We start from the raw sequence: 19,574 nt of genomic DNA, 5'->3' as shown, positions 1-19,574 counted from the left end.
GTCACGGTCCGGCTGCCGCCCTCGGGCCACGCGATGCGCTCCACCCGATAGCCTTCCCACCCGCCCAGCCTCTTGATCGTCTTCCGGTCGAACATCCCCTCACCCTTGCGCTCTGGAATCAGGCATCAAGCGTAACGGTGGCTGGCAAAGGACTCCCCGCTAATCTGCGAAGAACCTTTTTTTATACCTGCATAAGGCACCGCCCTGGGTAGGAGCCCGTCGGCTTTATCGATAGAGCCAGTTGATGCGCTCAATGACAGGCCTGTTGTTGCACTGCCGGTCCTACTCCGTGGGAAGGCATGTCCAGCCCGCACGCCCGCGAGACGCCGAGTCCGTAAGCCGGTGTCTTCAGAAGAATCCTCACGCTCGTAAGGTTTTTGGCGGGGATTTCGGTCGAGGAGACTGGAATCCTCATGTCCGTAAGGATTCCGAGGCGCAGCCGATGTGCCGCATGTAAGTGGACCGAGTCCAGACGAACATCGGCCTTGGCAGGCAGCAACGAAAAGAGCCGGGAACTGGCCCGGCCCCATCGTGCGATGACCTGCAGCGCGTCGCGCTCAGCGCACCGCGAACTCCCGCGTCTCCACCACCGTGCCGTCCAGCAGCACTTCGAGTTTGTAGGTGCCGGTCGGCCAGCCGTCGGGGTGCTGGATGTCGAACGCGATGACGTCGGGGCCGGGGACGATGTCGGTGTCGGTATTGCGCACCAGTTGGCCCTCGCCGTAGGTCCAGCGCGCGGTGAGCTTGGCGGCGCTCTCGCCGTCGACGCCGACCGAGGCGTAGATGGTGTCGGTCGGCGCGAATTCGGAGGCCGGCGCGGCGACGCGGTTGTCGCCGTCGACGGCATTGCCCAGTTCGACGCTGGTCACGCGCGCGGGCGCCGGCGGTTCGGGCGCGGCCGGGGCCTCGGGGGCCGGGGCCTGGGGCGCGGGGACGACGGGGGCGGGCGCGTCGCGGTTGCAGGCGGCGAGCAGCACGGTGCTCAGCATCGCGACGGTCATGGCGGCGGGAACGACGGGACGGGTCATGGGCACTCCGGTAACGGGAAGGGCGCGGGCCGTGCTTCAGTCCGCGGGCAACTGCAGCACCTGACCGGGCTGGATGCGGTCGGGGTCGTCGAGCACGTCGCGGTTGGCGGCGTAAATCTCCTGCCAGCGGCTGGCGCGGCCGTAGACCTGTTCGGCGATGGTCGACAGCGTATCGCCCTTGCGCACGACGTGGGTACGCACGGGCGCGGGCGTGCCGGCCTGGGCGTCGTCGTCGGCCGCGCTGCGCACGCCGCCGGTGACGCGCGAGAAATCGGGGGCATCGTGGCCCGGGGGCCTGGACGGGGACATCGTGACAGCCTCCAAGGACGGGGACGCCGTCAGCCTCCCATCTGCCGCGTTAAGAATCCATCGCGCGCCGGGGCTACTGGCGGGCGTCGCGCAGCCTCGTCGGTACGGTGAGGCCGGGGGTCGCGCGCCAGGGGTTGATGTCCAGGCCGCCGCGGCGGGTGTAGCGCGCTTCGACCGACAGCTCGAGCGGGGCGCAGCGGGCGACCAGGTCCACGAAGATGCGCTCCACGCATTGCTCGTGGAACTCAGCGTGGTCGCGGAACGAGACCAGGTAGCGCAGCAGCGCGTCGCGCGCGATGCGAGGGCCGCGATAGGCGATGTGCAGGCTGGCCCAGTCGGGCTGGCCGGTGACCGGGCAATTGGACTTGAGCAGCGCGGACGTCAGCCGTTCTTCGACGATCTCGTCAGGGTCTGCGCGCAGCAGCGCGGCATCGGGCGGGCCGTAGTGGGCGATTTCGACATCCAGGGTGTCGATCGACGTGCCTTGCGCGGTGTCGTCCGCCATCGGCGGCAGGCCGAAGGCGACCGTGACCTCGGCGCCGGCGGCCTGCGAGAGGTCGGCGGCGATGCGTGTGCGCACCGCTTCGGGGGTGTCGAAGCGGGTGTGGTTGAGCGAGTTGAGGTAGAGCTTGAGCGACTTGGATTCCACCAGCTGCGGTGAGGCGGCCGGGACCAGCACGGTCGCGGTGGCGACGACGGGCTTGCCGCGGCCGTCGAGCCAGCTCAGTTCGTAGGCGTGCCAGCGGTCGTGGCCAACAAACGGCAGCGCGTCGCCCAGGCCGATCTCGCGGCGGCCGAGGGTGCGTGCGATCGGGAACAGCAGGCCCGGGTCGTAGTGGCGCGGATAGGCGACCTCGCGGCCGAGCGGGATGGGCGGCGCGGCCGCGGCGGGGACATCGGACATGCGCCGATTCTACCGCCGCCGGCCGCACCGCCCGGCGCCGCGTTCAGTGGCGCGTGGGTTCGCTGCGCAGCTGCATGACCTGACGGCCGTCACCGTAGGCGGATGGCGCGTACTCGACCAGGGTGCGTTCGTCCTCGGTCTCGCCCAGGGTGTCGCCGTCCTCGATGACCGGGCCATGCTCGAGCAGGTAGGCGCAGATGCCGGTCAGCTGGTCGAAGACGTCCTCGGCGCTGTCGTCGGTCTCGGGGATCTCGATATCCATCAGCCCGAGCATGTCCATCCCCAAGGTGTGGCCGGTCATGGTGCCGTCGGGGCGGGCGCCGATGTTGAACGCCACCCACGCCAGCGGCATCGGTTCGGGCAGCTGGGCCATTGCCAGTTCGCGGAAGAGCGCCGGCAGGACGATGTGGTTGGCGCTGCCGAAGTAGACCGCGCGCACGGTGTCCAGCAGCGCGGTCGCCGAGGCCAGCACGCGGCTGAGCAGGGCAGCGCGGCCGAGGGCGTCGAGCGTGGGGTCTGCGCCTTCGGGCGGGAACGCCATGACGGTGACGATGGTATGCGCGGTGTAGTCCACCGGCGCGGGTTCGGCGCTGGGCCACAGCCGGCTGTGTTCGGCGATCTGCGCGATGTCGTCACCGATCGGGGCGGCGATGGGCATCAGCAGGATCGACACGTCGCCGTAGTCGATGCTGAGCGGGCCATCGGGCATGTCGAAATCGCGCGGTTCGGCGCGCAGGCGGTCGGCGTCGAGGTCGGGCCAGTCGGCGCGCATCTGCGCGACCAGGGCCTCGGCGGTCAGGGCGGGGTCGGGCCGGTCCTGCAGCAGCATGGCCAGGCTGGCGGTCATGCGCCGGCCTCCGCGTCGCCATGCAGATAATCCAGGCTGACCTGCAGCAGGGCGCGCAGGCCCAGGTCGAGCGCGGATTCGTCGAGGTCGAACTCGGGCGAGTGGTTGCTCGGGGCGCGCATCGGGTCCTGGCCCTTGGGCGTGGCGCCGACGAAGAAGAACAGGCCGGGCACCTCGCGGGCGTAATAGGAGAAGTCCTCGGCGCCCATCGTCAGCGACGGGTCGACGACGTTGTCGGCGCCGGCCACGGCCTGCAGGCTGGGCAGCAGGCGGGCGGTCAGCGCGGGGTCGTTGGCGGTGACCGGGTTGCCGTCTTCGGCCGGGATGCGGGTCTCGACGCTGGCGCCGTGCGCGGCGGCCACATGGGTGGCGACGTTCTGCAGGTCGGCGAAGATCGCCTTGCGCACGTCCTCGTCGAAGGTGCGGATGGTGCCGACCAGTTCGACCTTGTCGGGAATGATGTTGTAGCGGATGCCGCCGTCGATCGCGCCGAACGACACCACCGCCGGCAGCGTGGAGATGTTGGTGCGGCGGCTGACGATGGTCTGCGCGGTGCCGATGAGGTCGGCCGCCGCGACGATCGGGTCGATGCCGCCCCAGGGCCGCGAGCCGTGGGTCTGGCGGCCGATGACGTCGATCGAGAAGCGGTCGGAGGCGGCCATCAGCGGGCCGCCGCGCACGCCGATCTGGCCGGCCTGCAGCGTCGAGAACACATGCAGCCCGAACACGGCGTCGGGGCGGAAGTCGCGGAAGATGCCCTCGGCCAGCATTATCGAGGCGCCGCCGTCCTCGCCCTCCGGCGGACCTTCCTCGGCGGGCTGGAACACGAACAGCACTTCGCCCGGCAACTCGTCGCGCATCGCCACCAGCGCCTGGGCCACGCCCATCAGGATCGCGGTGTGGGCGTCGTGGCCGCAGGCGTGCATGACGCCGGTGGTCTGGCCGCGGTACTCGGCAGTGGCGGTCGAGGCGAACGGCAGGCCGGTGCGTTCGGTCACCGGCAGTGCGTCCATGTCGGCGCGCAGCGCGATGCGCGGGCCGGGCCGGCCGCCCTTGAGCACGGCGGTCACGCCGGTGTGGGCGATGCCGGTCTTGGGGTCGAGGCCGAGGCTGCGCAGGTGCTCGGCGACCTTGGCCGCGGTGCGGGTCTCACGGTTGCCGAGTTCGGGATGCTGGTGGATGTCGCGCCGCCAGTCGACGACGCTGGCCTGCAGCGATGTCGCGGCGCGCGCGACCTCGGGGCGTTGCGCGCTCTGCGCGTGAGCGGCGATGGGGAGGGCGGTACAGGCGCACAACAGTGCGGCGGCGAGTCGCGTCATCGACAGGCTCTTGGATGCGATGGGAACCCCGATCCTAGGCGATTCTGGCTGCGGACGGACGCGGCGGCCCCCACCCAACCCTCCCCCGCGCGCGGGGGAGGGCTCGACCAGGGCGCGGCCAGTGGCCCCGGCGACGCCCGCTCCCCGCGAGTGCGAGGGAGGGGTGCGCGCGGCGCGGTGGGTCAGGGCGCGGGCGAGTAGGTCGCGATCATGTTCACGCCCTGGAAGCCGCCGGTGCCGCCGACCACGCGCACGAAGTAGCTGTCGCTGAGCGGGAGCGTCACCTGCACGCTTTGCGTGGTGCCGGGGCGCGACGAGCGCAGGGACGCATTGCTGCCGTCCGGCGCCGGGGATCGGCCGACACGGACCAGAAGCTTGGCCTGGCCGCGGCCGCCGTAGGTGCGGATCTGCAGGTTGCGCGCACCGGTGGGCACGTCGATCCGGTACAGCACACCGGCATCGGCTGCGGCCGACATGCCGGTGACCGGCACCGCGCGCGCCATCCGGATCGCGGTCGGTTCGTCGCCGCCGGCCGCGCTGCCGGCGCCGCGGGCGGCTGCCTTTGCGGCGTCGAGGATGCCCACGCCGATCTGGCGCAACGGCCGCACCGGAAAGTCGCGCGAGGTCTGGGTCAGGATCTCGCGCATCTCCTGCGGCGTGGGCACCGGGCGGCCGGCCTGTATCGCCGCGCTGATGACCAACGCCGCAACGCCGGCGACGTGCGGGGCGGCCATCGAGGTGCCGGACTGGCCGACGTACGCAGGCTCGCCCGGCGTCGTCGCGCCGCGGTTGCCCGCCGACCAGACGAAGCCGCTGCGCACCGATTGGCCGCTGGTGCCGTCGTCCGGGAAGACGCCGCCGCCCGGTGCCGACAGGGTGATGCTGTTGCCGAAGTTGGAGTAGTAGGCGCGCTTGCCGGTGATGCCGGTCGCAGCGATGTTGATGACCCCCGGGCAGCTCGCGGGTGTGAACAGTGCGGCATCGCTGTTGTTGTTGCCGGCCGCAACGACGATCGTCGTGCCGCGCTGGCGCGCCGAAGCGATCGCCTGGGCGTAGGTGCTGTCTGCAGGGCAGGCGCCGTAGCCGCCCAGACTCATGTTGATCACCTCGGCCGGATTCGGGTTGTCCGGCACGCCGGGGACATGGCCGCCCGATGCCCAGACGATGGCGTCGGCGATGTCGGCGGTCGTGCCGCCGCAGTGGCCGAGCACGCGGACCGGCAGGATTTTCGCCTCCGGTGCGACGCCCGCCATGCCGAGCGCGTTGTCGGTGATCTGCGCGATGGTGCCGGCGACATGGCTGCCGTGCCAGCTGCTTTCGCGCTGCTGGCCGGGCAGGACGCAGCCGCCGTTCGCGACCAGGAAGCGATCCTCGTGGCTCCAGTCGCCGGTGTCCCAGCCGCCCGCTGCGCGGCCGTCGGTCGCCCGGCCGGAGTTGATCGCGTCGCTGATGAAGTCGTAGCCGGCATTGGCCAGCGAGGTGTCGAGGTCGGGATGGTCGGTGATTCCGGTGTCGAGCACCGCGACGACCACGCCCGCGCCGCGGCCGTACTGCCAGGCGTTGAGGACGTCGATGCCGCCGCGGTTGGCGACGCCCGGGTCCGGGGCCAGGGTTTCGATCGTGCCGTCGGGCGCACGAAAATGCCACTGCACCTCGAAGCCGGGATCGTTCGGCGCCGGTGCGGCGGCGGCGGACACGGTGCGCAGACGCTGCCAGTAGCGGTTGGGCTCGACGTACGCGACCGCAGGATCGGCGGCGAGGGTGCGCATCAGCGTGTCGAGTTCGCCTCCAGACAAGCGCCGGTTCGGGCGCACCAAGTCGGCGCCGATCGCCAGACGCCGGGTCGAGGCGACCGCCGGAGCAGCAGCGCGGTGGACGGCGGCGAACTGCGACGTGGTGGCGGGCGCGCGCAGGACCCGTTGCACGGTCGATGCGCCGGCGGCCGCGCTGCGGCGTTCGGGGGTGCCCGTCTTGTAGGTGACCAGCAGGCCGTCATAGGCGACCTGCGGCGCGTCGGGATCGGCGGTGGACATGACCGACAGCGATGTGGTCGGCGGCGCCGCCAGTGCGGGCGCGATCACCGCACCCAGGGCGGCGGCAAGCAGGCTGCGGCGGACGAAGCGGGAGGACAGTGACATGGTTGGAATTCCTTGGAATAGAGAGGGACGCGAGGCGACGCCGGTGATCACCAGCTGAAGCCGCCGCCGACGCCGACCGAGCTTTCCGAACCGGACATCGAACCGCCGATCGACACGCTGGCGCGGTTGTCGCGGAACGCGCGCTGATAGCCGATTGCGAGGGCTTCTTCGCCGCCCTGCTGACCGATACCGACGCCGACACGGTTGGCGCCCGACAGCCCGGCGGTGTTCACCGCCATCTGCGACATCGCGGTGCCCATCGCGCCGATCTTGTCCAGACGACGATCGACGCGGTGGAAGCGGTCGTCGACATTGCTGCGGAACGCGTCGAAGTCGCTGCGGCTGAGCGCGCGTGCGAACGCGTCATCGGTGTAGCTGCGCGCGCTGGCAAGCGTGGCGGCGTCGCCGGCATTGGCATGCGCCTTCGCGTCGGCCAAGGTGCGTGCATCGCCGGCATCGGCGTAGCTGCGGCTGGCGGATGCGCTGGCCTGGACCTGGCCGACCGTGGCCGCGTCGCTGGCGGCCACGCCATCCGCGACGTGGGTGATGCGTCGCTGGTTGTCCGCGCTGCCGACCGACACGGTGTTGGCGGCGTCGGCGACCGAGCCCTGGCCGATTGCGACCGACCCATCGGCACTCGCGACCGCACCTGCTCCGATCGCGGTCCCGCCCGAGCCGGCCTGGGCCTGGTTGCCGACTGCAGTGCTGCCCGGGCCGGCGGCAACGCTGTCCTCGCCGATCGCCAGACCGTCGCCGCTGCCCACCGGAATGCTGCCGCTGCCGATCGCGTCGAAGCGCGCACGGATGGCATCGAACTCGCGGTCGACGGCGCCGAAGGCGTCGCCCACCGAACCGAAGCGCTCGCCCCGGATGGCGTAGGACGGGCCGGCGATGCCGGTCGCCGTCATCGCCGCGCCGCCGCCGAGCGCCTGCGCCAGCGAGGCACCGACACCGAACACCTGGCCGCCGTTGACCGCGTCCAGGCCGCCGGCGATGAGCGCACCGTCGGCGACATTGCGCAACCTCGTCCCGTCTGCGCCGGCGAACGTCACCGCATCCTTCGCGGCGAGGTCGTCGTACTTCACGCTGGCCGCATCGAGCGCGCCGACGTCGCTGCCGACCGTGGCGATGGCGGTGTCGAGCTGGCCCTTGTTGACGGCGTCGGTCGCGAGCACGCCTGCGGCCACGTTCACCAGTTGGCGTTCGTTGCCGACGCTGCCGATCGACACGACATGGTCGCGGTCGGCGACCGAAGCGGCACCGAGCGCGACGCTGCCGATCGCGGTGGCGGTGGCGTTGTAGCCCAGCGCCAGGCTGTCGGCCTCCAGCGCGAAGGCGCCGCTGCCGAGTGCAGTCGCGCCGAGGCCCCAGGCCGCCGACGAGGCACCGACCGCAGTCGCGTAGTCGGCGCCGGCGTAGCTGCCCGCGCCCAGCGCGCTGGCATCCTCGGCGATGGCCAGGGCGTTGGCGCCGGCCGCCAGGCTGCGGGTCGCGTCGGCATGGCTGTCGAAGCCGATCGCCGTCGCGTAGTCGGACAGTGCCCAGGAGGCGGCGCCGACGGTGACGCTGCCCAGGCCGCCGGCCTGGGTCGGCACACCGGCATTGCTGGCACCGATCGCCACGCTCTGTTGGCCGGCGGCCAGCGCACCGTCGCCGACTGCGATGCCGCCATTGCCGGGTGCACGCGCGTCGCTGCCGAGTGCGAGCGCGGCGTAGCCGCCCGCGTTCGCGTAGGCCCCCAGGCTAGCCGCACCGAACCCGTTGGCCTGCGCGCCGTAGCCGATGGCGATGGCTTCGATCTGGGTCGCTGTCGCCGCGCGGCCCATGGCCACGGCGCCGGCGGCCCCGGCGTTGGCGGTGGCGCCGACGGCGACGGCATCGTTGGCAGTCGCCTGCGAGGACCAACCGATCGCGGTGGCGGTGCCGCCGCTGGCCTTGCTTGCCGCGCCCAGCGCAATCGCGCCGAAGCCGGTGCTCTGCGCGCCGTCGGAATCGCTGAACTGGCTGCCGAAGAAGCTGCCGCCGATGGCGATCGCGCCCGTGGCGTCGGCGAATGCCCCGTCGCCCATCGCAATGGACGCAGCTGTGGTGGAGCGTGCGCGGTGACCGATGGCGACCGAGTCGCCGCCGCCCGCGGCGGCGCGCGGCCCCATCGCGACTGCGCGTGCGCCTTCGGCGCTGGCATCGTCGCTGCCGTCCAGTGCGCCGTTGACAGCGACGTAGTAGGCCGCGGCGTCGAGCGAGTACGCCGGTGCCACGCGCGCTTCGTCGGCGGTTTCCTCAGCGCTGGATGCTGTCGTCTCGGTGCTGTCGCTTCGGGCCTCCGAGGCGCTGGCCGCGCCGGTATCGGCCGCGTCCTTTTCGAGGGCCGGGATGGCCTGCGGCGCGGCCATCGCATGCCCCGACAAGGCCAGCAGCAGGGCGGCCGTCAGCAGGCAGGGACGTGTCGCGCCAGGGCGGGCGGCAGGGTGGGGAAGCGGGAGGCGGGTGCGCTGGGACATCGTCTGGCTTTCCGGTAGCGGCGGGATGACAACGCCATGACAGGCGCTGGAACTGCGATCTAAGCCGCTGCGATGGCCGGACTCAATGCACCGCTTCTCACCGTCGACTTACACTCCACTCTCATTCTGGTCAGGGGACCGCCGCTCCCCCGGAGCCGCCGTCCCGATGTCGCATGCCTCGCCACTCGCCGCTTTCGGCCGTCGCGCGGTCGCCTGGCTGCGTCGCGTCCCGATCGACGATCCGGTCGACCGCCGCAATGCGCCGGCGCTGCAGGTGCTGCTGCTGTTCCTCGGCGTCGAAATTCCGCTCAACAAGGCCTATCACCTGCTCAGCGGGCATGTGACGATGACCGGTACGCGCTTGGTGGTCGATCTGGGCACCGATGCCGCGATCGCCGTGGCGGCCTGCGTCGCGGTGTGGATGATCCGGCGCGGCCTGCTCCGCGAGGGAGTCGGTGCCTTCCTGGCGATCCTGATGGCCTGCGCGGTCGCGGCCAATCTCGCCTTCGGCTACCAGCTGCAAGCCTTCGATCCCTATCCGATGATCATGCTGACGATCGCGGCGCTGGTGATCGGCCGGCGCGCGCTGTGGATCGTCTACGCCTGCATCCCGCTGGTGTTCGCACTGGGCATGGCCAGCCCGTGGGGGCTGGACGCCGGGCGCAGCGGCCATGCGTTCCAGAACCTGCCGTCGTTGGCTTTCAGCTATCTGATGATCGCACTGGTGCTCGACCGGACCGTGGCCGCACTGCGCGAAACGCTGTGGCGTGCGCAGCGCAGTGCGCAGCAACTGCGCGAGCAGATGGTCGAGCGCGAGCACATGCGCGAGCGCATGCTGCATCTGCAGAAAATCGAGTCGGTGGGCCACCTGGCCAGCGGCGTCTCGCATGATTTCAACAATGTGCTCGGCGCGATCGTCGGCTACACCGCCGAGCGGCACCGGCTGGACGAGTTCGATTTCGACCCCGAGCCGGATGCGCGTCGCCTGGGCGCGGCGCTGGAGGGCATCGAACTGGCCGCCCAGCGTGGCATCGCGCTGAGCCGCAAGCTGCTCAGTTTCAGCCGCCGCGAGCTGGCCGTGCCGGCGCGTTTCGACGCGGCACGCGCGCTGGCCGAGCTGGCACCGATGCTGCGGCAGCTGTTCGATGGCCGGGTCGAGGTGGTGCTCGAGCTGCCGCCGGCGCCGGTGCCGGTGTTTCTCGATCGCAGCCAGCTGGACCTGGTGATGCTCAACTTCGCGGCCAATGCGCGCGACGCGATGCCCGGCGGTGGCCGCTTCGAGATCGCGTTGCGCGCCATCGGCGATGGCCGCGCACGCATCGTCGTCGCCGATACCGGCCAGGGCATGACGCCGGAGGTGATGCGCCAGGCATTCGAGCCGTTCTTCACCACCAAGCCGGCGGGCGAAGGCACGGGGCTGGGGCTGGCGGTGGCGTGGGAAATGGCCTGCGAGGCGGGCGGCACGCTGCACGTGGACAGTGCGCCGGGCAGCGGCACGCGGTTCACGCTGGATCTGCCGCAGGTGGACTGAGCGCTCAGCCGGCCGGGCGCAGCACGTAGCCTTCGCCGCGCACCGCGTCCAGTGGCAGCGGCAGGCCAGTGCGCGTGAGCACCTTGCGCCGCAGCCGGTGCAGGAGCACGTCGAGCCGATGCGGGTCGCTGCCGCTCTCGTCGCGCGCGCGGCCGGGCACAGCGCCCAGGATGGCCTCGCGGGTCACCAGCCGCCCGGGTTGTGCCCACAGCGCGCGCAGCACATGACGCTCGGAACCGGTCAATGCCGTCGACTGGCCATTGGGTGCGAACAGGCACCAGCCGTCGGGTTGCAGCTGCCAGCCGTCCTCGGCCCTCTGCGGGGCGCGCGCCAGGCGCCGCGCAAGGCTGAAGACCGTGGCGGCGAGGATGTCGATCTCGACCGGCTTGACCAGGTAGGCATCGGCGCCGCCACTCAGACCGCGTAGCCGGTCGGGCGGTTCGCCGCGTCCGCTCAGGATCACCACGCCCAGATGCGGGTGCCCGGCCTGCAGCGCCTGGGTGACGGTGAAGCCGTCGCTGTCGGGCAGGCCGATGTCGAGGATGACCAGGTCGACCGGCGCCTGGGCAAGCAGTGCGGTGAGTGCGGCCGCCGTGCGCAGCGGCCGCACATCGAGTCCGTGCCGGCGCAGGCCGGGGACCAGGATGCGCTCGCGCAGGACGTCGTCGTCCTCGAGCAGGGCGACGCACAGCGGGCGAACACTGTCGGCTGGGCTTGGGGACATGGCGGTCGGCGGGACGGAAGGTGCGATCGCGGCGGTCCGGGACAACGAGCAACGGGGCCGCGGCGCGTGGCCGCGGCGTCGCCATCTTGGGTCGACGCCGCTGGACTGGCAAGCGCGGCAGCAGCGCGTGGCGGGCGAGAGGCCACAGCGCGGTCGTGTGCGCACACGTCACGAAAACTATCGTCTGAAGATCGTGTGAGCGACTTTTCCGCATGTCTGCATCGCGCACACTTCGGGCGGCAATCTGCGGGAGGGCCGATGCGCAGCAAACTGTTCGTGCCGGGCGTGCGTCCGGACCTGTTCCAGAAGGCCTGGTCCGGCCCCGCCGATGCGGTGTCGTTCGACCTGGAGGACGCCGTGGCGCCGACGCGCAAGGCCGAGGCCCGCGCCGCGGTCGCCGCATTTCTGCGCCAACATGCCTCGCGCGATCGCGTGCGTCCGAGCTCGACGCCGCTGGCGATCGTGCGCGTCAACGCGCCCGACACCGCCGATTTCGAGGCCGATCTCGCCGCAGTGCTGCCGGTCGCGCCGGACCTGATCAACCTGCCCAAGGTGGACTCGGCCCAGGCGCTGTGCGCTGCGGTCGCGCGCATCGAGGCGCAGGAAGCGGCGTTGCCGGCCGATCCGGCGCGGCGCGCGCCGGCGCTGCTGGTGAACATCGAGACGCCGCGCGCGCTGCGCAATGCCGCCGAGATCGCCGGCGCGCATCCGCGTGTGGCTGGGCTGCAACTGGGATTGGGCGATCTGTTCGAGCCGGCGGGCATCCGGCGCGATGTGGCCGCGCACGTGCAGGCGGTGATGCTGCAGGTGGCGCTGGCCGCGGGTGAGGCGGGGGTATTCGCCTGCGATGGCGCTTATGCCGATTTCCGCGACGATGTCGGGTTCGAGCACGAGGCAACGATGGCGCAGCAGTTGGGATTCATCGGCAAGAGCTGCATCCACCCGCGACAGGTGCCGTTGGCGCACGCGGTGTTCTCGGTCGACGCGCAGGCGCAGGCCGACGCGCGCCGGATCGTCGAGGCGGCGCAGGCCGCGCGCGCGCAGGGCTTGGGCGTGTGCGTGGTCGAGGGCCGCATGATCGATGCGCCGTATCTCAAGCGCGCCGAGCGCGTGCTGGCGCAGGTGGAACGCGATGCGGCGCGCTGACCGCATGGGGCGGCGTCCGGGGCTGCTGGCCGTGCTGCTGGCGCTGCTGGCCGCGTTCGCCGTGCTGCCGGTGCAGGCCGAGAGCCTGGCCTCGGTCGATGCGACGTCGCTGACGGCGCTGCCCGAAGGCGCGCGCGCGCAGGCGTTGTTGACGCTCGGCGAGCGACCGCTGGCGATCGCGGGCCACCGCGCGTGGCGTTATGACGGCGAGGGCGCGGACGGTCGCTGGCAGGCGATGGCATTGCCGGCCGGGGTGTCGGTGGCGCGGCTGCAGGCGTCGACGCCCGACGGCGCCGCGGCGCATCTGTTGCTGGGCGATGGCGGCATGGCCCGGGAGGCCGCGACGCTGGCGCAGGTGTCGGGCGCATTGGTCGTGCAGCCGTTGCCGCCGTTGCCCGAGCCGCTCGCCCATGCCCGCCTGGCGGTGCTGGCCGGGGTGCTGTACGCCGCCGGCCTGGACGCCGACGGCCAGGCGCGGTTCTTCGCGCTGTCGCGCACCACGCCCGGTGCCGGCTGGATCGCACAGGCGCCGTGGCCGCATGGCAGCGCGCCGTCGTCGCTGGTGGCGCAGAAGTTCGCGCTGTACCTGACCGCGGTCGACGGCCATATCCGGCAATGGACGCCCGCCGAGGGCTGGCGGGACCGCGGCGCGCTGCCCGGCGCGGTGGTGGACGGCTCGGCCCAGCCGATCGGCCAGGCGCATGTGCTGTACCTGCTGCGGCCGGCGCCGGGCGCGCAGCCGGCGCTGCAGACCTTCCACACCATCACCGGATCCTGGGCGGTGTTGCCGGCCACGCTCGACGGCGAGGCGCGCCTGGCCGCGGGCTGGCGCAGCGGCCTGGTCTGGGCGTCGGCGGATGGGGGCCTGCACGCGGCGCAATTGCGTTCGGGCAAGCACCTGCTGCACTGGCTGGACTGGGTGGTGATCGTGGTCTATCTGGTCGCGATGCTCGGCATCGGCGGCTACTTCTACCTCAAGGACCAGACCGCGTCGGAGTCGGACTTCTTCATGGGCGGGCGCAGCATCCCGTTCTGGGTGGCCGGCGTGAGCCTGTACGCGACCAATACCAGTTCGATCAGCTTCATCGCGATCCCGGCCAAGGCCTACGAGACCAACTGGCAGTACCTGACCAACAACCTCATCGCGGTCCTGGGCCTGATGTTCGTCGCGGTATGGATCGTGCCGTTGCTGCGCCGGCTGGACCTGATGTCGGTGTTCTCGTACCTGGAGACGCGCTTCCACCCCGCGATCCGGATGCTGGCCAGCGCGCTGGCGATCGCGATGCAGGTCGGCAGCCGCTTGAGCGTGATCCTGTTCCTGCCGGCGCTGGCGATCGCGACGATCACCGGCATCCCGGTGGTGTGGAGCATCATGATCATGGGGGTGTTCACGATCCTCTACACCGCGATGGGCGGCATGCGCGCGGTGGTGTGGACGGATTTCGTGCAGGTGTTCGTGAAGATGGGGGGCGCGGTCTTCGCGATCATCTTCATCGTCGCGTCGCTGGGCAGCGACCTAGACGCGGTGCGCGAGGCGGTCGCGATCGAACACAAGACCAAGCTGCTGGATTTCAGCTTCGACCTGACCAAGGCCACGGTCTGGGGCTTCATCTTCCTGGTCGTGTTCGACGTCGTGCTGACCTTCCCCAAGGACCAGGTGCTGATGCAGCGCACGCTGGCGACCAGTTCGGACAAGGAGGCGGGCCGCTCGATCTGGGTGTTCGCCGCGATCATGATCCCCGGCGGTTTCGTGTTCTACAGCATCGGCACCGCGCTGTGGATGTACTACCGCCAGAACCCCGAGCGGCTCGACCCGCTGCTGCCGATCGATGCGACCTTCCCGCTGTTCATCGCCGCCGAGCTGCCGGTGGGGGTGACCGGCCTGATCATCGCCGGCATCTTCGCCGCGGCGATGTCGACGCTGTCGAGCATCATCAACAGCGTCGCCACATTGCTGTCGGTGGATTTCTATTCGCGGCTGGCCAAGGCGCCGACCGAAAAGGGCAGCGTGCGTTTCGCCGAATGGATGACGGTGGTGGTCGGGTTGACCGGCATGGGCCTGGCGCTGGTGCTCTCGCGCTACGACATCCATTCGCTGTTCGACGTGTCGATCGAGCTGGCCGGCCTGCTCGGTGGCGGCTTCGCCGGCGCCTACACGCTGGGCATGTTCACGCGGCGCGCGAACTCGCCGGGGGTCGCGATCGGCATTGGCGGCAGCATCGCGCTGACCTTGCTGGCCTGGTCGTTCGACCTGGTGCACCCGTATTTCTATCTCGGCATCTCGATCATGCTGTGCATCGTGATCGGCTACGTGGCCAGCCTGTTCTTCGCCCCGCCGACGCGCTCGCTCGAGGGGCTGACCATCCATACCCGCAAGGCCGACGCCTGAACCGGCGGGCGTCCGCGCGCGTCCAGGCCCTTCGGCAGGGGCGCGCGCGGCGGCGGTACAGGTAGGCTGGCGCGTCGCCGTCGACGCCCCCCAGGACCGCGCCCTTGGACACCCAGTTCCTCAGTACCTTCGTGCACGTGGTCGACCGCGGTTCGATGGCCGCCGCCGCGCGCTACCTCAACATCACCCCGGCCGCCGTCGCCCAGCAGATCCGCACGCTCGAGCGCGAGCTGGGCGCGCCGTTGATCGCCCGCGCCGGGCGCACGGTCTGCGTGACCGAGCCGGGGGCGCGGATCCTGCAGCGTGCCCGCGACCTGCTGCGCGACGTTGCCGACCTGCGCAGTGTCGCCAACGACCGCGCGCTGTCGGGCGAACTGCGGCTGGGCGCCTGCCCGACCGCGCTGGCCGGGATGCTGCCCGATGTGCTGGCGCGCATGGTCAACGTGCTGCCGCAGATCAACGTCTTCATCAAGCCAGGCTATTCGGCCGAGCTCTACGCCGAGGTCGAGCGCGGCGACCTGGACGCGGCAATCGTGCTGCAGGCGCCGTTCGCGCTGCCCAAGACCTGCGACTGGGAGGTGCTGCGCGAAGAACCGCTGATCGTGCTCGCGCCGCAGCACCAGGCCCATCGCGATCCGCATGCGCTGTTGGCCGAGGAGCCGCTGATCCGCTACGACCGCCATCAATGGGGCGGGCGCCAGGCCGACGACTACCTGCGCCGGGTCGGCATCGTGCCGCGCGAGCGCTTCGAGCTCAATGCGCTCAACGCGATCGCGGTCATGGTCGACCGCGGCCTGGGCGTGTCGCTGGTGCCCGACTGGCAGCAGCCGTGGCCGACCGGGCTGCGGCTGGCGCGGCTGCCGTTGCCCGAACCGGCCGAGCCCCGGCGCATCGGCATCGTGTGGTCGACCGCCAGCGTGCGCAGCCGGCTGGTCGGCGCGCTGCGCGAACAGTGCCGCACCGTGTCCCAGGCGCCGACGCGCGATGAGGGCACGGTCTCGGAGTGAAGGAAATGTTGCGGCGCAACACATATTTGCTTGCCTCGTAAGCAATAAAAACTTCGCTTTGAACATACGTGCAGGCGATTCATCGGCGTTGCGCCGGCGCCTAGTCTCTGTGGCCACCGGAGGACGCATCGCGCCGCCGGTTCCACAGCCTCCAGGCCGCCGCCGGCATGCCCGGCCGCCACGCACTCCTTCAGAGACTTCGACATGATCAAGCCGCTTTCCGCCGCGATCGCCTGCATCCTGCTGCTGCCTGCCGCCGCCTGGGCGCAGCAGGCCGACGACGCCGACGAGCGCACCCGCGACCGCGATGCCGTGAACCTGGACCGCATGGTCGTGACCGGCACGCGCGTGGCCACCTCGATCGACAAGATCCCCGGCGCGATCAGCCTGGTGTCGCAGGAGCAGGTCGCCCACACGCTGGCGCTGACCGAGGACGCGACCGCGGTGCTGGCGCGCACGGTGCCCGGCTACGCCGAGTCCTCGCAGGCGATGAGCAACTCGGGCGAGACGCTGCGCGGCCGCATCGCGCTGCGCCTGTTCGACGGCATCCCGCAGGGCTCGCCGCTGCGCGAGGGCAACCGCAACGGCACGTTCACCGACATGGGCCTGGTCGGGCGCATCGAGGTCATCAACGGGCCGTCCGCGTCCGAGGGCATCGGCGCGGCCGGCGGCATCATCAACTACATCTCCAAGGTGCCGACGGCTGAAGGCCACGAGACCACGGTGATCTCGCGCTACTCGACCCAGTCGGGCAGCGACAGCGCGGGCTGGAAGCTGGGCGTCAACCACGCCTACAAGAGCGACGACTTCGATGCGTTGCTCAGCGCCTCTTACATCGACCGTGGCATCTCCTACGACGGCAATGGCCGCCGCATCGGCATGAACACCAGTGGTTCGCTGGCCGATTCAGAATCGCGCAACCTCTACGCCAAGCTGGGCGCCAACTTCGGCGAGGGCGGCGTGCAGCGCCTGCAACTGAGCCTGAGCGACTTCCGCATCGAGGGCAAAGGCAACTACAAGCAGGTCGAAGGCTGCCGCTACGACCCGGTCGACTGCCCGATCCCGAGCACCAATACCTCCGAGCGCGGCCAGATCGCAGGCTCGCTGACCGAGTTCAACGACTTCCAGCAGGCGGCGCTCAACTACAGCCACGGCGATCTGTTCGGCGGCACGTTCACCGCCGACGTCTACTGGGCCGACCAGGCCATGCGCTACCTGCCCGAGGACGGGGACGACCGTCAGTTGGTGAAGGTCGATGCCAGCTTCGACCAGAGCAAGCGTATCTACGACCAGTCGGAGATCGTGTCCAAGAAGCGCGGCCTGCGTACCGGCTGGACCCGCGGCGACCTGTTCGGCGTGCCGGGCCTGCAACTGCGCACCGGCATCGACGTGGTCAAGGACGAGGCCGCGCAGCGGCTGGCGCTGACCAACCGCGTGTGGGTGCCGCCGATGGAGTACAGCAGCGTCGCGCCGTACGCGCAGCTGACCTGGGACGTGGGCCCGGTGACGCTCAGCGGCGGCCTGCGCCGCGAGGACGGTGAGCTGCATGTCGACAGCTACACCACCACCGCCTATCGCAACAGCGTGTTCGTGAAGGGCGGCGGGCTGGAATACACCGAGACGATGAAGAACCTCGGCGCGATCTGGCGCATCACCGATGCCTGGTCCATGTTCGCGTCCTACGGCGAGGGCTTCGGCCTGGCCAACATCGGCATCCCGCTGCGCAACATCAATGTGCCGGGCCAGTCGGTCGATCGCATCGCCGATCTGGACCCGATCATCGTCACCAACAAGGAAGTCGGCTTCAACTGGCGCGGCGACTCGGCGGCGTTCGGCGCGTCCTACTACGACTCCAAGTCGCCGTTCGGCTCGACGCTGTCGGTCGATCCGGTCAGCAACGACTTCGTGATGGCGCGTGCACCGGTGCGCATCCGCGGCTTCGAGGCCAACGGCGAGTACCGCTTCAACCCGCAGTGGAAGATCTCGGGCATCTATTCGCGGATTCGCGGCAAGACCGCGTTCTGGGCCGAGGCGCCCAACGGCAGCTACGGCGCCGGCGGCCTCAACAAGCCGATGGGCGTGCTCGATGCCAACCCCGACAAGCTCGCGGTCTCGGTGACCTGGAACTTCGCCCCCGATGCCGACCTGACGCTGGGCGCGACCAAGCTCTTCGATCGCCATCTGTCGGGCAGCGACGTGCGCGAGTACGACGGCAAGGCCTTCAGCTACGAAGAGAACACCAAGGGCTATACGCTGGTCGATCTGGGCGTGAACTACGACACCGGCCGCTACGGCAAGCTCACGCTCGGCATCGAGAACCTGTTCGACAAGCAGTACATCCTCAGCTGGTCGCAGGTCCCGGGTTGGCAGAACTACTGGGCCGGTCGCGGGCGCATGGTGTCGCTCACCCATACGATTGCGTTCTGATCGAACGCGAGCGGGTGCAAGTCATGCGGGACGTGCGGGTGCAGCAGGACACCAGGCGGCGGCCAGTCGCCGGCGCGCGACGCGGCGTCGCCTGGGTGGCCGCACTGGCGCTGCTGGCGGCGATCGCGCCGGCCTGGGCCATTGAGGACGCCGCGCCCCAGGGGGTGCGCTGGCAGCCGCTGGATCGCTTTCTCGACGCCGCCGTGGCCGATGCCGGCTACGTCGGCGTGGTGGCGACGGTGTGGCAGGACGGCCGGCCGCCGCATACCCACGTTGCCGGCCATCTGGATCTGGCGCAGCGCAGGCCGATGCGCGCCGATGCGATCTTCCGCATCTACTCGATGACCAAGCCGGTGGTGTCGGTCGCGGTGCTGATGCTCTGCGACGAGGGCCGGATCGGCCTGGACGACGACATCGCCCGGCACCTGCCCGAGTTCGCCGGCCTGCGCGTGCTCGCGGCCGACGGCACGCGACGTGCGCCAGCGCGCGCGCTGACCATCCGCCATCTGCTGACCCACACCAGCGGGATCGCGATCGGCGATGGTCCGGCGCTGCAGCTGCGCGAGGCGGCCGATCTGCACGGCGCGCCCGATCTCGCCGGTTACGTGCAGCGGCTGGCGGCGTTGCCGCTGCAGCACGATCCGGGCACGACGTTCGCCTACGACGGCGCGGCGACCGAGGTGCTGGCGCGGCTGGTCGAGGTGGTGTCGGGGCAATCGCTGGATACGTTCCTGCGGACGCGCATCTTCGAGCCGCTGGGCATGCCCGACACCGGGTTCGCGGTGCCGGCCGATGCGCGCGCGCGCGTGGTCGACATCACCACGATGGGCGACGACGGCCGCCTGCGCCTGGCCGACGGCCCCAGCGCGACGAGTCCCGGCGCGCCGCTCAATCCCTACACCAGTGGCGCCGGCGGGCTGTACTCGACCGCGGCCGATTACCTGCGGCTGTGCCGCATGCTGCTGGGCGGTGGCGCGCTCGACGGCCGTCGCTATCTGCGCGAAGCGACGGTCGCGGCGATGCTGCGCAACCAGCTCGGCCACCTGGCGCAGCCGCATACGCAGTTCAGCCCGGCCGAAGGCTTCGGCCTGGGCCTGGCGGTGCAACTCGACCCGGCCGCGCGTGGGCGTCTCGGTGCGCCGGGCCAGGTCGGCTGGTCGGGCGCGGCCTCGACGCACTTCGTCATCGACCCGGCGCAGCACGCGATCGCGATCCTGCTCGCCCAGCATCTGCCGCGCGAGGTCCCAGGCGACCTGCCGCGACTGGCGATCCCGTTCTACAACCTCGTCCAGCAAGGGCTTTGA

14 protein-coding genes are annotated in these 19,574 nt (G+C 70.8%); 6 read left to right on the top strand and 8 right to left on the bottom strand.

Features of this window, described 5'->3' with window-relative positions; all coding sequences use genetic code 11:
- Nucleotides 1-557: 557 nt before the first annotated feature.
- The 7 genes from ABE487_RS12680 to ABE487_RS12650 all read right to left on the bottom strand — a co-directional run bounded on the left by ABE487_RS12680 (nt 558) and on the right by ABE487_RS12650 (nt 9,046).
- A complete protein-coding gene (locus ABE487_RS12680; protein ID WP_241944921.1) occupies nt 558-1,028 on the bottom strand; it encodes a DUF3244 domain-containing protein in 471 nt (156 codons plus the stop codon).
- Nucleotides 1,029-1,064: 36 nt separating this feature from the next.
- Entirely contained in the window at nt 1,065-1,337 is a 273-nt protein-coding gene (locus tag ABE487_RS12675; protein ID WP_346451226.1) for a LysM peptidoglycan-binding domain-containing protein, read from the bottom strand.
- Between the two features lie 73 nt (nt 1,338-1,410).
- The gene (queF, locus tag ABE487_RS12670; RefSeq protein ID WP_346451228.1) at nt 1,411-2,241 is read right to left on the bottom strand and encodes an NADPH-dependent 7-cyano-7-deazaguanine reductase QueF; all 831 of its coding nucleotides are present in this window, start codon (nt 2,239-2,241) and stop codon (nt 1,411-1,413) included.
- A gap of 43 nt (nt 2,242-2,284) precedes the next feature.
- The gene (locus ABE487_RS12665) at nt 2,285-3,088 is read right to left on the bottom strand and encodes a DUF4261 domain-containing protein (RefSeq protein WP_346451230.1); all 804 of its coding nucleotides are present in this window, start codon (nt 3,086-3,088) and stop codon (nt 2,285-2,287) included.
- Nucleotides 3,085-4,407, bottom strand: a complete 1,323-nt coding sequence (locus ABE487_RS12660; protein ID WP_346451231.1) for a M20 family metallopeptidase — start codon at nt 4,405-4,407, stop codon at nt 3,085-3,087. The genes ABE487_RS12665 and ABE487_RS12660 overlap by 4 nt, the downstream gene beginning before the upstream one ends.
- Before the next feature lie 182 nt (nt 4,408-4,589).
- On the bottom strand, nt 4,590-6,545 hold the full coding sequence (locus ABE487_RS12655) for a S8 family peptidase (RefSeq protein WP_346451232.1): 1,956 nt from the start codon (nt 6,543-6,545) through the stop codon (nt 4,590-4,592).
- Between the two features lie 47 nt (nt 6,546-6,592).
- Complete coding sequence (locus ABE487_RS12650; protein ID WP_346451233.1) at nt 6,593-9,046, bottom strand: YadA-like family protein; 2,454 nt, start codon at nt 9,044-9,046, stop codon at nt 6,593-6,595.
- A 166-nt stretch (nt 9,047-9,212) separates the two neighbouring features.
- Here ABE487_RS12650 and ABE487_RS12645 point away from each other — a divergent pair, with 166 nt between their 5' ends.
- Complete coding sequence (locus ABE487_RS12645) at nt 9,213-10,577, top strand: ATP-binding protein (RefSeq protein ID WP_346451234.1); 1,365 nt, start codon at nt 9,213-9,215, stop codon at nt 10,575-10,577.
- A 4-nt stretch (nt 10,578-10,581) separates the two neighbouring features.
- Here ABE487_RS12645 and ABE487_RS12640 read toward each other — a convergent pair whose 3' ends face one another.
- Nucleotides 10,582-11,301, bottom strand: coding sequence for a response regulator transcription factor (locus tag ABE487_RS12640; RefSeq protein ID WP_346451236.1), 720 nt, complete (start codon nt 11,299-11,301; stop codon nt 10,582-10,584).
- Nucleotides 11,302-11,559: 258 nt separating this feature from the next.
- On the opposite strand from ABE487_RS12640, the gene ABE487_RS12635 reads away from it, so the two are divergent.
- From ABE487_RS12635 to ABE487_RS12615, 5 genes are all read left to right on the top strand, one after another.
- Nucleotides 11,560-12,447 carry a CoA ester lyase gene (locus tag ABE487_RS12635; protein ID WP_346451237.1) on the top strand — a complete coding sequence of 296 codons (888 nt, stop codon included), beginning with the start codon at nt 11,560-11,562 and terminating at the stop codon, nt 12,445-12,447.
- Complete coding sequence (locus ABE487_RS12630; RefSeq protein ID WP_346451239.1) at nt 12,434-14,836, top strand: sodium:solute symporter; 2,403 nt, start codon at nt 12,434-12,436, stop codon at nt 14,834-14,836. The genes ABE487_RS12635 and ABE487_RS12630 overlap by 14 nt, the downstream gene beginning before the upstream one ends.
- 104 nt (nt 14,837-14,940) lie before the next feature.
- A complete protein-coding gene (locus tag ABE487_RS12625; RefSeq protein WP_346451241.1) occupies nt 14,941-15,843 on the top strand; it encodes a LysR family transcriptional regulator in 903 nt (300 codons plus the stop codon).
- A 204-nt stretch (nt 15,844-16,047) separates the two neighbouring features.
- Nucleotides 16,048-18,270, top strand: coding sequence for a TonB-dependent receptor (locus tag ABE487_RS12620; protein WP_346451242.1), 2,223 nt, complete (start codon nt 16,048-16,050; stop codon nt 18,268-18,270).
- Between the two features lie 38 nt (nt 18,271-18,308).
- Nucleotides 18,309-19,574 (top strand): serine hydrolase domain-containing protein, encoded by a 1,266-nt coding sequence (locus tag ABE487_RS12615; protein ID WP_346452903.1) that lies wholly within the window; start codon nt 18,309-18,311, stop codon nt 19,572-19,574.

The sequence above is a fragment of the Luteimonas sp. TWI596 genome (genome assembly GCF_039674105.1).
Classification (GTDB): domain Bacteria; phylum Pseudomonadota; class Gammaproteobacteria; order Xanthomonadales; family Xanthomonadaceae; genus Luteimonas.
Note: the sequence above shows the minus strand (reverse complement) of the source record. Positions and strands in the feature narration are given on the sequence as shown.

Excerpts from the sequence above, each read along its gene's own strand:
- ABE487_RS12650 (WP_346451233.1), bottom strand. The coding sequence starts at position 9,046 with ATGTCCCAGCGCACCCGCCTCCCGCTTCCCCACCCTGCCGCCCGCCCT.
- ABE487_RS12635 (WP_346451237.1), top strand. The coding sequence starts at position 11,560 with ATGCGCAGCAAACTGTTCGTGCCGGGCGTGCGTCCGGACCTGTTCCAG.
- ABE487_RS12630 (WP_346451239.1), top strand. The coding sequence starts at position 12,434 with ATGCGGCGCGCTGACCGCATGGGGCGGCGTCCGGGGCTGCTGGCCGTG.
- ABE487_RS12645 (WP_346451234.1), top strand. The coding sequence starts at position 9,213 with ATGTCGCATGCCTCGCCACTCGCCGCTTTCGGCCGTCGCGCGGTCGCC.
- ABE487_RS12675 (WP_346451226.1), bottom strand. The coding sequence starts at position 1,337 with ATGTCCCCGTCCAGGCCCCCGGGCCACGATGCCCCCGATTTCTCGCGC.
- ABE487_RS12680 (WP_241944921.1), bottom strand. The coding sequence starts at position 1,028 with ATGACCCGTCCCGTCGTTCCCGCCGCCATGACCGTCGCGATGCTGAGC.
- queF (WP_346451228.1), bottom strand. The coding sequence starts at position 2,241 with ATGTCCGATGTCCCCGCCGCGGCCGCGCCGCCCATCCCGCTCGGCCGC.
- ABE487_RS12620 (WP_346451242.1), top strand. The coding sequence starts at position 16,048 with ATGATCAAGCCGCTTTCCGCCGCGATCGCCTGCATCCTGCTGCTGCCT.
- ABE487_RS12640 (WP_346451236.1), bottom strand. The coding sequence starts at position 11,301 with ATGTCCCCAAGCCCAGCCGACAGTGTTCGCCCGCTGTGCGTCGCCCTG.
- ABE487_RS12655 (WP_346451232.1), bottom strand. The coding sequence starts at position 6,545 with ATGTCACTGTCCTCCCGCTTCGTCCGCCGCAGCCTGCTTGCCGCCGCC.
- ABE487_RS12660 (WP_346451231.1), bottom strand. The coding sequence starts at position 4,407 with ATGACGCGACTCGCCGCCGCACTGTTGTGCGCCTGTACCGCCCTCCCC.
- ABE487_RS12665 (WP_346451230.1), bottom strand. The coding sequence starts at position 3,088 with ATGACCGCCAGCCTGGCCATGCTGCTGCAGGACCGGCCCGACCCCGCC.